Annotated in this window: 14 protein-coding genes; 5 read left to right on the top strand and 9 right to left on the bottom strand. The window is 61.6% G+C overall.

All coding sequences use genetic code 11. From position 1 onward, the window contains the following. Nucleotides 1-265 precede the first annotated feature (265 nt). The 4 genes from ACFIQF_RS03175 (at nt 266) to ACFIQF_RS03190 (ending at nt 3458) form a co-directional block, all read left to right on the top strand. Entirely contained in the window at nt 266-1369 is a 1104-nt protein-coding gene (locus ACFIQF_RS03175) for an FAD-dependent oxidoreductase (RefSeq protein WP_393939966.1), read from the top strand. A 46-nt stretch (nt 1370-1415) separates the two neighbouring features. Next, nucleotides 1416-1613: a sulfur carrier protein ThiS gene (gene thiS, locus ACFIQF_RS03180; RefSeq protein WP_393940022.1), complete on the top strand. Its 198-nt coding sequence runs from the start codon at nt 1416-1418 to the stop codon at nt 1611-1613. 71 nt (nt 1614-1684) lie between these two features. Continuing rightward, nucleotides 1685-2491, top strand: coding sequence for a thiazole synthase (locus ACFIQF_RS03185; RefSeq protein WP_393939968.1), 807 nt, complete (start codon nt 1685-1687; stop codon nt 2489-2491). 58 nt (nt 2492-2549) lie between these two features. Continuing rightward, nucleotides 2550-3458: a thiamine phosphate synthase gene (locus tag ACFIQF_RS03190; RefSeq protein ID WP_393939970.1), complete on the top strand. Its 909-nt coding sequence runs from the start codon at nt 2550-2552 to the stop codon at nt 3456-3458. Nucleotides 3459-3489: 31 nt separating this feature from the next. Here ACFIQF_RS03190 and ACFIQF_RS03195 read toward each other — a convergent pair whose 3' ends face one another. The 9 genes from ACFIQF_RS03195 to ACFIQF_RS03235 form a co-directional block, all read right to left on the bottom strand. Next, nucleotides 3490-3954: a hypothetical protein gene (locus tag ACFIQF_RS03195; RefSeq protein ID WP_393939971.1), complete on the bottom strand. Its 465-nt coding sequence runs from the start codon at nt 3952-3954 to the stop codon at nt 3490-3492. After that, entirely contained in the window at nt 3951-5534 is a 1584-nt protein-coding gene (locus ACFIQF_RS03200) for an NINE protein (protein WP_393939972.1), read from the bottom strand. The genes ACFIQF_RS03195 and ACFIQF_RS03200 overlap by 4 nt, the downstream gene beginning before the upstream one ends. Before the next feature lie 422 nt (nt 5535-5956). After that, a complete protein-coding gene (dusA, locus tag ACFIQF_RS03205; protein ID WP_393939974.1) occupies nt 5957-6976 on the bottom strand; it encodes a tRNA dihydrouridine(20/20a) synthase DusA in 1020 nt (339 codons plus the stop codon). Nucleotides 6977-7059: 83 nt separating this feature from the next. Continuing rightward, nucleotides 7060-7860, bottom strand: a complete 801-nt coding sequence (locus ACFIQF_RS03210) for a metallophosphoesterase (protein ID WP_393939975.1) — start codon at nt 7858-7860, stop codon at nt 7060-7062. A 75-nt stretch (nt 7861-7935) separates the two neighbouring features. Next, nucleotides 7936-8655, bottom strand: a complete 720-nt coding sequence (locus ACFIQF_RS03215; RefSeq protein WP_393939977.1) for a metallophosphoesterase family protein — start codon at nt 8653-8655, stop codon at nt 7936-7938. A gap of 487 nt (nt 8656-9142) precedes the next feature. After that, nucleotides 9143-10123 (bottom strand): Bug family tripartite tricarboxylate transporter substrate binding protein, encoded by a 981-nt coding sequence (locus ACFIQF_RS03220; RefSeq protein WP_393940024.1) that lies wholly within the window; start codon nt 10121-10123, stop codon nt 9143-9145. Nucleotides 10124-10140: 17 nt separating this feature from the next. Then, nucleotides 10141-10893, bottom strand: a complete 753-nt coding sequence (locus tag ACFIQF_RS03225) for an enoyl-CoA hydratase/isomerase family protein (RefSeq protein ID WP_393939979.1) — start codon at nt 10891-10893, stop codon at nt 10141-10143. Between the two features lie 29 nt (nt 10894-10922). Continuing rightward, nucleotides 10923-12116: a CaiB/BaiF CoA transferase family protein gene (locus tag ACFIQF_RS03230; protein ID WP_393939981.1), complete on the bottom strand. Its 1194-nt coding sequence runs from the start codon at nt 12114-12116 to the stop codon at nt 10923-10925. Nucleotides 12117-12143: 27 nt separating this feature from the next. Next, nucleotides 12144-13136: a Bug family tripartite tricarboxylate transporter substrate binding protein gene (locus ACFIQF_RS03235; RefSeq protein ID WP_393939982.1), complete on the bottom strand. Its 993-nt coding sequence runs from the start codon at nt 13134-13136 to the stop codon at nt 12144-12146. Between the two features lie 101 nt (nt 13137-13237). On the opposite strand from ACFIQF_RS03235, the gene ACFIQF_RS03240 reads away from it, so the two are divergent. Then, the gene (locus tag ACFIQF_RS03240; protein ID WP_393939983.1) at nt 13238-14038 is read left to right on the top strand and encodes an IclR family transcriptional regulator; all 801 of its coding nucleotides are present in this window, start codon (nt 13238-13240) and stop codon (nt 14036-14038) included. Nucleotides 14039-14073: the final 35 nt, after the last annotated feature.

Consider the following 14073-nt stretch of genomic DNA (forward strand, 5'->3'; position numbering starts at 1 on the left):
GCCTGGCGCGGCAAAATTATCCACGATTGCAGCTGCGGCTTGACGCAGCACAGGCGGAGCCCCCGCCGCGCTGTGCTCTAATGCCGAGTTGAGACGAAACAGGGGTGTCCCTGCGTCTGGCCCGCCGGGCCAGCGCAGCGCGGCTGAGATCAAACCCTTTCACCCGATCCAGACCATGCTGGCGTGGGGAGTTTTCGAAAACCGCATCCGCTGTTTTGTCTGTTGCGCGCTGGCCGTCGTTTGCGCCAGCCGCCGATAGGCAACCATGACTTCTCAAGCTTTGATTCCTGCCCCTGCCCGGCTCGCCATTCTTGGTGGCGGCCTGCTGGGGCGTCTGCTGGCGCTCGAGCTTTCTGCCCAGGGCTATTCGATTGATCTGTACGACCGTGGCGGCCCCGAGGCCGAGCACGCCGCCGCCCGCGTGGCTGCAGCCATGCTGGCCCCGCTGGCCGAATCGGCGGTGACCGAGCCTGGCGTGGTGCGCATGGGCCACTATGGCCTGACGCGCTGGCCCGAGCTGATTGCGCAGCTGGCCGAGCCGGTTTTTATTCAGCAAGCGGGCACCATGGTGGTGTGGCACCGCCAGGACGCGGCCGAAGCCCAGCGTTTTCGCGGCATTTTGGAGCGCACGCAAAACACTATCCCCGAGCTGACGCCCTTGCAAAGCGTAGACCGCGCCGCCATCAACGCACTGGAGCCCGGTTTGGCTACGCATTTTCAGCAAGGCCTGTATCTACCTGGTGAAGGCCAGCTCGACAACCGCCAACTGCTCGCCGCCCTGGTGCCCACATTGGCGGCGCGTGGCGTACGGCTGCACTGGCACGAAGCGCGTGAAGTGGCCGATTTTGCCCTCGGCCAACCAGGCCAGCCTGATTGGCTGATTGACGCGCGTGGCCTTGGCGCCAAGCCGCAATGGCCAGCCTTGCGCGGCGTGCGTGGCGAGGTGGTGCGCGTGCATGCACCCGAGGTGGATTTGAGCCGCCCTACCCGCCTGATGCACCCGCGCTACCCTATTTATATAGCGCCCAAGCAGAACCACTATTTTGTGATTGGCGCCACCGAGATCGAATCGGACGACATGTCGCCCGCCAGCGTGCGCTCCACCATGGAGCTGCTGAGCGCCGCCTACACCGTGCACAGCGGCTTTGCCGAGGCGCGCATTCTGGAGATCAACACCCAGTGCCGCCCCACCTTGCCGGACAACCTGCCCGCCATCCGCCAAACGCAGCCGCGCGTGCTGGAGGTGAACGGTCTGTACCGCCACGGTTTCATGATCTCGCCCGCCGTGCTCGACAGCACGGTGCAGCTCATCCAGACCGGTGCAGCACCTTTGGCGGCGCAGTTCGACATGGCCGTCAGCCTGCTCTGACCTGCGCGCCCCCGCACAGCCCCTATGATTGGCACCTGATATGACGATGCAAATCCTTTTGAACAACCAGACCACCGAGCTGCCCGCCAACGCTACCGTGGCCCAGGCGCTGGCGCAGTTGCAGCCGCGCCCGCCTTTTGCCGTGGCGCTGAACACCGAGTTCGTGCCCAAGTCGCGCTACGACAGCCAGGTGCTGCAGGCTGGCGACAAGCTTGAGGTGATCTCGCCCGTGACCGGCGGCTGATTTATTTTTGACGGCTGCCAGTGCCTTTCTCTTTGCCGGCCAAGCAGCCCATAGCAAGACATTCCATTCGCATGACTGCCATCTCTACCCCTGACGACGCCCTGGTGCTGTACGGCGAACGTTTCCAAAGCCGCTTGTTGCTGGGCACTTCGCGCTACCCTTCGCCCGCCGTGCTTGAAGCGGCCGTGGCCCGCGCCAAACCGGCCATGGTGACCGCATCCCTGCGCCGCCAAGGCAGCAACGCGGCCGAAACCGGCAGCGATTTCTGGGCTTTGCTCAAGCGCCTGAACGTGCCCGTGTTGCCCAACACCGCTGGCTGCATGCGCGTGCAAGAGGCCATCACTACCGCGCAAATGGCTCGTGAGGTGTTTGAAACACCGTGGATCAAGCTGGAGCTGATTGGGGACGATTACACCTTGCAGCCCGACACCTTGAACCTGGTGGAGGCTGCGTCCATCCTCATCAAAGACGGTTTCCAAGTGCTGCCCTATTGCACCGAAGACCTGGTGCTGTGCCAGCGCCTGGTGGATGTGGGTTGCCAGGCGGTAATGCCCTGGGCTGCGCCCATTGGCACCGGCCGTGGCCCCGTCAACCCCTACGCCATGCAAACCTTGCGCGAGCGCCTCGATGTGCCGCTGATCTGCGATGCCGGCCTGGGCCTGCCCAGCCACGCCTGCCAGGTGATGGAATGGGGTTTTGACGGCGTGCTTTTGAACACCGCGGTAGCACTGTCGCAAGACCCGGTGGCCATGGCCGGCGCCTTTGCCGACGCTACTGCCGCTGGCCATGCGGCCTTCCGCGCCGGCGCCATGCAAGCGCAAGACACGGCCCAGCCCAGCACACCGGTGTTGGGCACGCCTTTCTGGCACCAGTCCTGAACCCAGAGTATCGAGAGAGAGCAGCGCCTGCCTCGCAAGCGCTGCGCCGGGAAAACCTATGAGCACCAGCGCCACCACCGTCGAACAAGCCATCATTGCCGCGCACCAGGCAGCATTTGCTGAGTTTCCGCCCCAGCCCGCGCCCGCATTGACGAGCGAGCAACAACAAAACCCGGTTTACGCGGGTGCGCTGGCCGCTTGCAGCCAGCTTGGCTTTATCGCTATTGATGCGGATTGCATTGCCAATGCCTGGGCTGCACAAAGCCAGCGCACCGGTCAGTTTGACGCTAGCGCTTGGCCGAGCGCGGCAGCAGATTTTGGCTTGCTGCCCGCCGGTGGTGCCAACGCCTTTGCCGCTTGCCCGCAAAAGCTCGGTCTGTACGCGGTGCTGCCTACGGCCGAATGGGTGGGCCGCATGGCCCGCGCCGGCGTGCCCACGGTGCAATTGCGCTTCAAATCTGAAGACCCCGCCGCCATTGAGCGCGAGGTAAAAGCGGCGGTGGCTGCCGTGCAAGGTACCCAGGCACTGCTTTTCATCAACGACCACTGGCGCCAAGCCATTGCAGCTGGCAGCTACGGCGTGCACCTGGGGCAAGAAGATCTGGATGCGCTCAGCGCTGCCGAGCTGGCCGAGCTGCGCGCCAGCGGCGTGCGCCTGGGCGTCAGCACCCACGGTTACGCCGAAATGGTACGCGCCAGCCAGGCGCAGCCCAGCTACATCGCCATGGGCGCCATTTTCCCCACCACTCTGAAGAAAATGGCCACCGTGCCACAAGGCGTGGCGCGCCTCATGCACTATGCCGGGCTGACGCGCAGCTACCCGCAGGTGGCCATTGGCGGCATTGGTGCGCCGCAGTTTGCGCAAGTGCTGGAAAGCGGCGTGGGCTCGATCGCCGTAGTGCGCGCCATCGTTAACGCCACCAACCCAGAGCAAGCAGCCGCCGAGCTGATGGCTTTGCTGGCGTAAAAGCCAAACAAGCCAAGTCGAGCGACGCCCTTCAAATCACATACAGCAGTGCTGCATCGCGCCGCGCCGCTGCAGCTTGTAAAAAACTGCGCAGCTCGGCTTGCAAGCGCACCAGCTGGCGCAGGGTTTCCAAAGCGCCCAAAGCTGCCTCGCCGCCCTCTGCAACCGCTTGTTCCGCCCATTGCGGCTGACAAGCTTGTACGCGCTGCGAGAAAGCACTGGCGCTGATCGCCTCCAGCCGCGCTGCGCCATCAACCACGCGATCGGCCGGCCACAGCCAGCAGTGCAAAGCCGGTGTGCCTTCCAGCGCAATGCCATCCGCCCATTCGGGCAGCACCTGCATCAGCTGCTGCCACAGCGGGCCCAGGCTTTGCACCGCGTTCGGGCCGCCACGGATGGCCTCGCGCTGCAAATACGGGTCGACGCTCGCGGGCTCGATCAAAAATCCGCGCAAGTCATAGCGGCTGAGCGCATACAGCAGGCCTTCGGTCGTCATGCTGGGCCTCCGTTTTGCGCCGTGCTGGCCGCGTGTTGCTCGGCCATGGCCTGGGCCACGGCGATGGATTTTTTCAGCTCGGCGATATGCGCCAGGTTGTCCGGGTCGCACACCTGGTACAGCATCAAGGCTTTTTGCAGGTGCGCCACGCGGGCAGCAGGCTGGTTCACATCGACCATGAAGCCAGCAAACACCTCGTAAGCCCGCGCAGCCGCCAGTGAGTAACCGCGGTAGGCGCGTTGCTGAATGCGCAGCGATTGCTCGATCAGCGGCTTCACCTGCGCGGGCTGGTGGCGCACCGAGAATGAGGCATAGCGCGTGAGCACATCGGAGACGGCTTCGCTGTCTTCCACCACTTCGCCCAGCTTGGCAATGTGCGCGGCCGCGCTGTTCCAGCATTCCAAGGCTTGCGGAATGTCGCCCGCGCGCTCGTAGTTCAGCGCCAGGCGCTGCAGCAGCCCGCACAGTTGCGCAGCGCTGGCTTGCTGGGCTGCAGCCAGTGCCAGTGCTTGGCGGTAATACTGGTTGGCCTGGCGGTGGTCGCCAGCGCTGTAGGCCCAGTCGCCCAAGCGCTCCAGCGCTTGGCGCTGCACCGGGCCGGGCACGGCGTTTTGGCCGGGTGCGCCTTGCTGGGCCAACTGCAGCAACTGCATGCCATGCGTGTGCACCTGCTCGGGCTGGCCCAGGCGCTGCGCAATCTCCATGGCGTTAAGCAGGTGCGCGGCCAAATCGGGTACATCCACCGTTTTGGCAGATTGGCGCAGCGCTATCGTCTGAGCGCACAAGGTGCTGGCCTGCGCCCATTCACCAGCTTTCATCAGTGCTTCGTACTGCGCCGGCTGCACCTGCGGAGCCGGGCTGCCAGGCGCGGCCTTGAGCTGCGGGTTGCGCAGTTTTTCCAGCCAGTTTTTGGCCTGCTCGGTTTGCACCGACAAGTGCGCAAACGACGACGCCAGGTGCACGCCCATTTGCAGTTTTTTGCGCGCCGCGTCGAGGTACTGCGTTTGGTACAGCACCATGCCGTGCAGCAAATAGGCCTCGGCCAAATGGGCATCGTGCTGCGGGCGGCGGCTGCGCTGCTGCAGGTATTTGACCAGGCGCTCAATCGCTGTCAACGCCGCTTGCGGGTGGTTCTCTTGCAGGCCCAAGGCAATTTGCTGCTTGGCAAGCTTGATGGCGCGGGTTTTCTTGCGCGCTTCGGCATCATCGGCGGATGCGGCTTCCTCCACCAGGCTGCGCGCCTGGGCATCTGCGGCCTTGCTTGCAGCCGTGCCAGCAGATTTGGGTGCGGGTGAATCGGAATCAACAAACGCGGCCAGGCTGGTGTCCATCTCTTCTTCCACGCGGAAGTAGTCGAACAGCCAGAAGCCATCACGAATCAGCCACAGCAAGATCGGCCCGATCAGGTACGGCGCCCAGCGCGCAAAGGGGCCACCCCAGATCCACAGCGCCACCATCAACGCCGTCAGCAACAACTGCGCCACAGCGCTGGCGTAACGGTGCAGATAAAAACGGTGCGCGCCCAGCCAGCCTGCCGCTATCAGCAAGCGATAAGCCAGACGCGGATTCTTTTCCCCCATCCCGGAAGTCCTCTCGTCACCGCGCCAGGCGCAGCTGGTATTTGTTGTTCTGTGGCGGCCGGCACCTGCCGCCAGCGCCCTGTGGCGGGCGCTCCAATCTGCAGGAAGTATAGCGATTGTGGCTGCCACAACGCTGGCCGCCAGCGCAACTGTGCACCGCCTGCCACACCGACCATTCCGGCTTGAAAACCCCGCCAAGCCGCGCTAGGCCAGCGCTTGCGATGCCCTTGGCCGGCGCACGCCCAGGGTCTGAGCGCAGCGCGAGCAGCAGAAAACGCCGCAGTGGCTGACAATTGCTTTCCAAGCGTTGCAAGAACGCCCGCAGCGACCAGCCCGCGCTGGTGTAGGCAGCAACAAAAACAGGCACCGTCGCAGTGCCTGTGAGAAAAACCGACCTTTGCCTGCTGGAGATTGCCTACGGTCTACTCGGCGCTGGCAAGCGCCATCTCTTGCGCAGGCCGGCTGGGCTTGGTGCGGGCCAGCTGCATCACCTCGTGCGGCGGCAGCGTTTTGAGGCGGTGGTCGCTCCACACCTGGCGCCAGCGGCGGGCGCCCGGCATGCCTTGGCGCAGGCCCAGCATGTGGCGCGCAATGCTGTACCAGTGCGTGCCGTGCTCGGCGGCCTCGCGCTCCATGTAGCGCACCATGTCTTCTTCCACCGATTCGCGGGTGCTGGTACTGGGCTCGGCGCCGTAGTACAGCTCGTCCCAGCGGGCCAGCCACCAAGGGTTGTGGTAGGCCTCGCGCCCCACCATCACGCCGTCCACCTGCTCCAGTTGCGCGGCCACGGTGGCGTCGTCGGCAATGCCACCGTTGATGGCAATGGTGAGCTGCGGAAAATCGCGCTTGAGCTGGGCCACCACGTCGTAGCGCAGCGGCGGAATCTCGCGATTCTCCTTGGGAGACAAGCCCTTGAGCCAGGCATTGCGCGCATGGACGATGAACACATCACAACCCGCTTCGTGCACGGTGCCGACAAAATCACGCACAAAATCGTAGCTCTCGACCTTGTCGATCCCGATGCGGTGCTTGACGGTGACGGGCATGTCCACCACATCGCGCATCGCCTTCACGCAATCGGCCACCAGGTCTTTCTCGTTCATCAGGCATGCGCCAAACGCACCGCGCTGCACGCGCTCGCTCGGGCAGCCGCAGTTCAGGTTGACCTCGTCGTAACCCCATTGCTGCGCCAGCTTGGCGCAAGCGGCCAAATCTGCCGGCTCGCTGCCGCCCAGCTGCAAAGCCAGCGGGTGCTCTTCGGCATTGAAGCGCAGGTGCCGCGCCACATCGCCGTGCAGCAAAGCGCCGGTGGTCACCATCTCGGTATAGAGCAAGGTGTGGCGCGTGAGCAGGCGGTGCAGGTAGCGGCAATGTTTATCAGTCCAATCCATCATCGGCGCGACGCTCATGCGCCAGGGACTGAACGGGAGGGTTTCCTTCATGGGTGGGAATGCAATCTGGGGATACGACGGGGCGTTATTTTAAAGGGCAAGCGCTCCGCAGGCCTTGGCGGCTGCGCAAGCCCTCACAAGACCAGCGGCTGCCAGCTGCCATCGGCGCCCTGCTCCAGCAGCAGATGCGGGTTGAACTGCGGGTTCTCGAAGCGGTCGCGAAGTTTGCCCATGGGGTAGCCGCGCGGGTTGCAAACCACCTGGCACTGGCGCACGGTATAGGCGCAAGAGCTATGCGTGTGGCCATGAATCCACAGGCCCATTTGCTCGAACAGGGGCTCGGGCAACTGCGAGCCAAAGGCGGCGGTGCACAGGTCTGACAAATATTCTTTGGCTGTCGATAGCTTGTGCGGGTAATGGTGCGTCACCACCACACGCTGGCTGGCAGCGCCGGGGCGCGCCAAAGCCTGCTCCAGCCAGGCCAGGCTTTTGCGGTGGCGGTCAAAAGTCTCCTCCGGGTTGCAGCCCTGAATGGCCCGGTAATCGGCCATATAGCGCCGCGCCTCATTCATGGCCTGACGCATTTGGTAAATGCCGAAGTAGGCAAAATCCGTCCACAAGGTGGTGCCGAAAAACTCCAGCCCGCCGAAGTTCAGGCTGTCGTTCTCCAGAAAATGCACTTCGTGGCGCAGCGCGGCTTCGCGCATCTCGTCCAAAGTGCGTACCCAGTGGCCGTCGTACAGCTCATGGTTGCCCGAGATCAGCACCACCGGTTTGTCAGCAAAACTTTGGCGCGCCCAGGCTGCCACTTGGGCACCGGCATGGATGTCCCCGGCCAGCACCACCACATCGGCAGCCGCTACCACCTCGGGCGCGGGCACGAACGGCGCAAACTCCACATGCAGGTCAGACAGCACCAGCAGTTTCATCCCCATGTTTTCAACCTCATATCTCGGCGCTGATGGTGGCACCGCACTCGGCCATGCTGCCACGCTGAACAGCGGCTTGCCTCACTTCTGCTCCCAAGGATCGCCTGGCACACGCCAATCAAAATCGCCAGCGCGCAGCACGCGGCCATCGGCATCGCTCACACCACAAAAGCCTACGCCATGGGCAGCGAAGCCAAGACGATCTGTATGGTCGCTGTAATCCAGCCGGTCATGGTGGTGGCCGTGGAAAGCCTTGCTCACCCGCAGGCTGCGCGCCAGCTCGTCAATAGCGGCAAAGCCGTTGGGGTGCGCGCTGGGCGCCTCGTGGCTCACCAGAATATCGGCTTGCAGGCCAGCAAACGCCTGGAAATCCGACGGGAAGATCGAGCTGCGGTGCCGGCGCGGCACACCGCCGCGCCACAGATTGCCCTTGCCGCAGTGCTCGGCAAAATCGCTTGGGCTCTCATAAGCCCAAGGGCCAGGCGGCATCCAGACCTGGCCGCGAAACACGCCGCCCAGCCCGGCAATGCGCTGGCCGTCGATCTCTACCACACGCCCATGCAGGTTGCGCTCGGCCAGCTCGGAGCCGAACAAATGGTCGTAATCGGCATTGGAATCGGTGTCGTGGTTGCCATGGATGAACCAGATGGCCGTGCTGCCCACAATACCCGCCAACTCTTCGTGCAGCGGCCGCTGCGCCTGCAGATCACCCAAAAACACAATGGCTGCAGGCTGCGCTTGCTGCACCACCTCCAGCACATGCGCAAACCGGCCGTGCGTATCGCCCAGAAACAAAATCATCTTCCACCCTTTTTCGCCAGACACTAGCACAAAGCGGGCGCCAGCCGAGTAGGGAGAAAGCTGTTTGGGGCCCTGCGATTGGAACGAGGGCCAGTTTGGCGCAAACTCGCCAGTCTCAGCCATCCCCCATTTGCGGGATAGGCAGCGCCAAGCCGGCTGAGCACAATGGGTTTCCACTGCCCAAGCACTCTTTCAGGAAGCACCATGCGACATCTAGCCGCCGCCATCATCCTGGCCCTCAGCGCCCTGCCTCCGCTGGCTCTGGCCCAAAGTGCCGATCGCCCCGGCCAGAAAGCGTTTCAAGCCGGTGACCGCTGGGAATGGCGCCAGCTTCGCCGGTGGCTTGCCGGGCGTGGCCGCCATGGCTGTAGTGCCGGTCTTCCAGATGTTTATGTCTTTTAGCGAGCCAGCGCAATGGAAGTAAATTTGCCAGACAGGTGGCGCCCGCAGTTCATGCGTTGCTTACAGTCCCAGCGGGCACCCTGCATCACTCCGTGGTTTCAATATGGGCCTCGCGCACCAGCTGATTCCATTTCCGGTAGCTGGTTTGCACCACCTGAGCGAACTCTTCAGGCGTGCTTTCCCAAATCTCGACGTACTGGTTTTTCAGCTGCGCCTGAACGTCTTCAGTGGCAAGAGCCTCGCGCAGCGCAGTATTGAGTTTTTTGACGGTAGCCGGTGGTATTTTGGCGGGCCCCACAACACCCCACCAGAGCTCGCCGCCAGCATCTGCATAGCCCTTGACACCGGCTTCATCCATCGTGGGCACATTCGGCAAAAAGGGCGAGCGCGCTGGGCTGGTCACGGCCAAAGCCCGCAAACTCCCGCCCTCAATGCGCGCCATGGTGGTGTTGAATGTATCGAACATGAAGCTGGTGTTGCCGGCCAACAGGTCGGTCAAGGCTGGTGCACTGCCACGGTAAGGCACGTGGGTCATCTTTCCGCCAGTCAAGGCCCGCAGCAATTCGCCGGACAGATGATTGGACGAGCCACTGCCGGCCGATCCAAAGGTGACGTTAGCCTCAGCCCGCTTGCTCAGCGCCACCAAACTGGCCACATCGGTGATTGGCGATTTCAGGTTCACCAGCAAGACATTGGTATAGCGACCAAACAAACCAATGTTCGAGAAAGACTGAAGCGGGTCGTAACGGATCGACCGGTTGACGTTGGGCACGATGGTCTGCGTACCCACACTGCCAATGCCAATGGTGTAGCCATCTGGCTTGGCACGAGCCACAAAATCCATTCCCATGGCACCACCTGCGCCGGGGCGGTTTTCCACCACAATCGTCGTGCGCAAAATTTCGCCCATCTTTTTTGCTACGGGGCGCGAGACTATATCCATGGGCCCGCCAGCGGCAAACGGTACGACCCAAGTAATCGGTCTGTCGGGAAACTCAGCCTGGGCCCAACCGCTCCATGCGAGCGCGGCCAGGGGCAACATGAAAACCATGCGTCTGTGCTTCATGAGCTTTGTCTCCTGCTTTATTGAAAGTTGGTGCGCGCAGCACGTGCTTCGCTGCTTTGCCCGCAAATCAGTGCCTGGTCGACGTCCATATAGGTACTGACGTAGTTGAGGGCATTAGCATGGGCATTGACGCTTTGCTTGCTCATCTTCACCACGTGCGAGGGCGACTGTGCCACCTGGGCGGCCAATTTCTTGGCATGCTCGACGGCCTGGCCCGCTGGTACAAGCCAATCTGCCAATCCCCATTCCTTGGCCACGGCGCTGGACATCTTTTCGCCCAGCAGCATGATTTGCTTCGCACGCGAAGCGCCCACCATGTTCACCAAGCGCGGCACGGTATGCCAAACGAGCGGAATGCCGATTTGCACCTCCGGCACATAGAGAAAGGCGTTGTCAGCCATCACGCGCCAGTCGCAAGCCAGGGTCAGCGCAATACCACCGCCTACGTTCAAGCCTTCGACGGCTGCAATGCTGAGTTGCGGCAGGTCTTCCCAGGCTTTGCACAAGCGCGCACCGGTGGCCGCTATGTAGCGGCGCTCGTCCAGCGTTTTTCCATCAAGTGCCCAGCGCTCAGGGTCCTTCAAATCCACACCGGCAGAAAATGCCTGGGGACTGCCCGTCAACACAATGGCGGTGATGTCAAAACGCGCCTGAAAGCTGTCGGCCACCGCAATCAGCTCTTTCATCGCTTGCAATGACAGCGCATTGCGACGCTCGCCCCGGTCATAGGTCACCACGGCTACTGCGCCAAATTCTTCTACCTTGATCATTGTTGTCTCCTGCTTGTAAATGAGTTAATTCAAACCTGTCTGACAGCATCTGCTGCCAAGGCTTTGTTGATGCTTGCCTGGCTGAAGCCAAAGCGCTGCAACAACTCCAAGCTGTGTTCGCCAATCCGTGGCGGAGGCAATCGCAACTCGCCAGGGGTACGCTCCAACTTGATCGGAATGCCAGTGACCCGCACCTTGCCCAGGCTGGCGGACATTTGCCGCGTTTCCGTGTGCGACAAAGCCAAAGCCTGCTCTACGCTCAGCATGGGTGCGCAGGGCACGCCCAATCCCATCAGGCGTTGAAAAAGCGTTTGGCTGTCAAACAGGCTGAGCAAGCTCACCAACTCGGCGCGCAGCGCATCTCGGTGTTGCACGCGATCCCGGTTCTTGCGAAAGCGCTCGTCGCTGGCGAGCTCCGGTTTACCGAGGACTTCGCATAACTGCGCAAATTGGCGGTCGTTGCCGATGGCGACAAACAACTTTTCGGTCTTGGTGGGGTAGAGGTCGTACGGCACGATATTGGGATGACCGTTACCTGTGCGCGCCGACTGCCCACCATTGAGTGCATTGCTGGTGTGGGGGTGCAGCAGACCCAAAGCCGTATCAAACAACGTCACCTCCATGGACTGGCCCTGACCCGACCTTTCGCGCTCATACAAGGCCAGCAACACGCCAATCACAGCGTTCATGCCCGTGGTGGTATCGACCAGCGGAATACCAATACGCACGGGGTCTAGCGCCGGGTCCCCGTTGATCGACATCAGGCCCGAAAGCGCTTGGATGGCCGCGTCATAACCTGGCAGACCGCCGAACTCGCCCTCTTCGCCAAAGCCGGAAATCCGGCAATGAATAAGCCTGGGAAACTTGCTTGCCAAGGCTTGCGGACTATCGATGCCCCATTTGCGCCAAGTGCTGAGTTTGAAGTTTTCGACCAACACATCCACCTGGCCCAAAAGCTGGAACAGAATTTCCCGCCCCTCAGGGGTGGAGAGGTTGACCGCCAGGTCCTTTTTGTTGCGGTTCAGACCGATGTAGTACGGCGCATCGCCATCGATAAACGGTGGCCCATATGCGCGGGTGTCATCGCCGTCGTACGACTCCAGCTTGATCACCTCTGCCCCATGGTCGCCCAATATCTGCGCGGCAAAAGGCCCGGCGAGCACCCGCGATATATCCAGCACCACGACGCCCTTCAAGGCCGATGGCTTGGTTGCAGTATTCATTTTCTCTCTCGCTTCAGTTTCTCAACATCAATCCACCATGGCACCGGAGGCCTTGACAATGGGCGCCCAACGTTCGGTCTCAGCTCGGATGAACTGGCCAAAGCCGTCTGGCGTACCTGGTTGCACAACCACGCCCATGATGCTCATGCGCTCTTGAAAATCTGCACGCGCCAGCACTTTCTGCAAAGCACGGTTTACGGTGGCAATGACCTCAGGAGGCGTTTTGGCCGGTGCAATCAGGCCGTACCAGGAGGAGACATCAAAATCCGGGAAGCCCGACTCCGCCATGGTCGGGATGCTTGGTGCGGATGTCAGGCGCTCTTTGGTGGTGACGGCCAGCGCACGCATACGGCCTGCTTGCACGTAAGGCGCTACCGTGGGCACGTTGTCGAAGATGTACGAAACCTGCCCCGCCATCACGGCAGTGCCAGCCGGAGCGCTGCCGCGATAAGGAATATGGGTCACATCGATGTTGGCAGCCGCCTTGAACATCTCACCCGCTATATGCACTGAGGTGCCACTACCCGATGAGCCGAAAGTGAGCTTGCCGGGATTAGCCTTGGCGTAAGCCACCAACTCCTGCACGCTGTTGGCCGGCAACTGCGGCGTTACTACCAGCATGCTGGGGATCTTTCCCACAAGACCAATCGCTGCAAAATCACGGTTCAATTCAAACCCGGGCTTGGCATACAAGGTTTGATTGATGGCACTGGTCACTGCAACCATCAGCAAGGTATAGCCATCGGGCTTGGCTCGCGCCACGTAGGCAGCAGCGATATTGCTCCCAGCTCCAGGCTTGTTATCGACTACCACCGACTGCTTGAGCTCTGCACCGAGTTCCGTTGCAATCACCCGTGCCATCACATCGGTTGGGCCTCCAGCGGCAAAACCCACTTGCAACGTGATTGCGCGATCAGGATAGGCTGCTTGCGCCACACCTGCACCACATCCCCAGCCAATGCAGCCAATAGCTGCATACAAAGCTTTCTGCGCCCAGGGGCGCTGCCAGTATCTGTGCATGTTTGTCTCCGGTTAAAAAAGTTCTTTTGGCCTAAAGATGGTACAAACTACGCACTAGATACATAAACAAGGTGTACAAATAATGAACACCAATACTCTCCATGGCAAACCAGAATCAATCGCTCTTGAAGGCAACCGGCCCTTCCACCCTGCTCAAGGGTCTGAAAGTGTTGAGCTTGCTCAAAGAGGTGTGGCCTGAAGGCCTGGGCGCCACTGAAGTCAGCAAACGCACCGGCCTGGATCGCGTCAATGTGCAGCGCCTGTTTTTGGCATTGGAAAGCAGTGCTTGGGTGCGCCGAGATGCAGCCGGTAAACGCTTTTATGCAGGTGAAGAAGCCGACGGACTGGCCACGCGCCTCTGGCTACCACCCAAGTTGAATCAGGACTTGTTGGTGGCAGCTATGGAAGGCATGCGCCAGCTGGCCAAACACCTGGGCGACGCAGTTTTTCTGACAGGAATGGACGGCACAGAGTCGGTCGGCATTCATCGAGAAATTGGCAGCTACCCCATGCAAATACTGGCCAGCTACCCTGGCAAACGTCACCCGCTCGGCGTTGGTTCCTCAGGCATGGCTTTGCTGGCCGCCTTGCCTGAGAACAGAGCGAAATCGGTAGTGAAAGCCAATTCAAGCCGCCTGGAAGAATATGGCGGCATCAGCGCAGAAATGATCCACCGCCTGCGCACAAACACTATCCAACGCGGCTATGCCGTGATGCAAAACTACGCAGTCAGCGGCGCGCTGGGCGTGGCTTGCGCGTTGAGCAGTGAGGACGGTGAACCCATTCTTGCCATGAGCGTCAGCGCCATTACCGACCGAATGCCCATCCGACGCCAAGCCGAAGTAGCGCGCTTGCTGCGCACCGAGTTGGATAAGTTGAAAGGGCTCGTTGAGCACGCTTAGCGCAGCTGAGATCGGGCTACTTCAATAATCCCGCG

Source organism: Comamonas trifloxystrobinivorans (assembly GCF_043359985.1).
In the GTDB taxonomy this organism is placed as follows: Bacteria; Pseudomonadota; Gammaproteobacteria; order Burkholderiales; family Burkholderiaceae_C; genus Comamonas; species Comamonas trifloxystrobinivorans.

What these genes read in the sequence shown, in the direction of transcription:
- ACFIQF_RS03175 (WP_393939966.1), top strand. Translation starts at nt 266, where the DNA reads ATGACTTCTCAAGCTTTGATTCCTGCCCCTGCCCGGCTCGCCATTCTT.
- thiS (WP_393940022.1), top strand. Translation starts at nt 1,416, where the DNA reads ATGCAAATCCTTTTGAACAACCAGACCACCGAGCTGCCCGCCAACGCT.
- ACFIQF_RS03185 (WP_393939968.1), top strand. Translation starts at nt 1,685, where the DNA reads ATGACTGCCATCTCTACCCCTGACGACGCCCTGGTGCTGTACGGCGAA.
- ACFIQF_RS03190 (WP_393939970.1), top strand. Translation starts at nt 2,550, where the DNA reads ATGAGCACCAGCGCCACCACCGTCGAACAAGCCATCATTGCCGCGCAC.
- ACFIQF_RS03195 (WP_393939971.1), bottom strand. Translation starts at nt 3,954, where the DNA reads ATGACGACCGAAGGCCTGCTGTATGCGCTCAGCCGCTATGACTTGCGC.
- ACFIQF_RS03200 (WP_393939972.1), bottom strand. Translation starts at nt 5,534, where the DNA reads ATGGGGGAAAAGAATCCGCGTCTGGCTTATCGCTTGCTGATAGCGGCA.
- dusA (WP_393939974.1), bottom strand. Translation starts at nt 6,976, where the DNA reads ATGAAGGAAACCCTCCCGTTCAGTCCCTGGCGCATGAGCGTCGCGCCG.
- ACFIQF_RS03210 (WP_393939975.1), bottom strand. Translation starts at nt 7,860, where the DNA reads ATGGGGATGAAACTGCTGGTGCTGTCTGACCTGCATGTGGAGTTTGCG.
- ACFIQF_RS03215 (WP_393939977.1), bottom strand. Translation starts at nt 8,655, where the DNA reads ATGATTTTGTTTCTGGGCGATACGCACGGCCGGTTTGCGCATGTGCTG.
- ACFIQF_RS03220 (WP_393940024.1), bottom strand. Translation starts at nt 10,123, where the DNA reads ATGAAGCACAGACGCATGGTTTTCATGTTGCCCCTGGCCGCGCTCGCA.
- ACFIQF_RS03225 (WP_393939979.1), bottom strand. Translation starts at nt 10,893, where the DNA reads ATGATCAAGGTAGAAGAATTTGGCGCAGTAGCCGTGGTGACCTATGAC.
- ACFIQF_RS03230 (WP_393939981.1), bottom strand. Translation starts at nt 12,116, where the DNA reads ATGAATACTGCAACCAAGCCATCGGCCTTGAAGGGCGTCGTGGTGCTG.
- ACFIQF_RS03235 (WP_393939982.1), bottom strand. Translation starts at nt 13,136, where the DNA reads ATGCACAGATACTGGCAGCGCCCCTGGGCGCAGAAAGCTTTGTATGCA.
- ACFIQF_RS03240 (WP_393939983.1), top strand. Translation starts at nt 13,238, where the DNA reads ATGGCAAACCAGAATCAATCGCTCTTGAAGGCAACCGGCCCTTCCACC.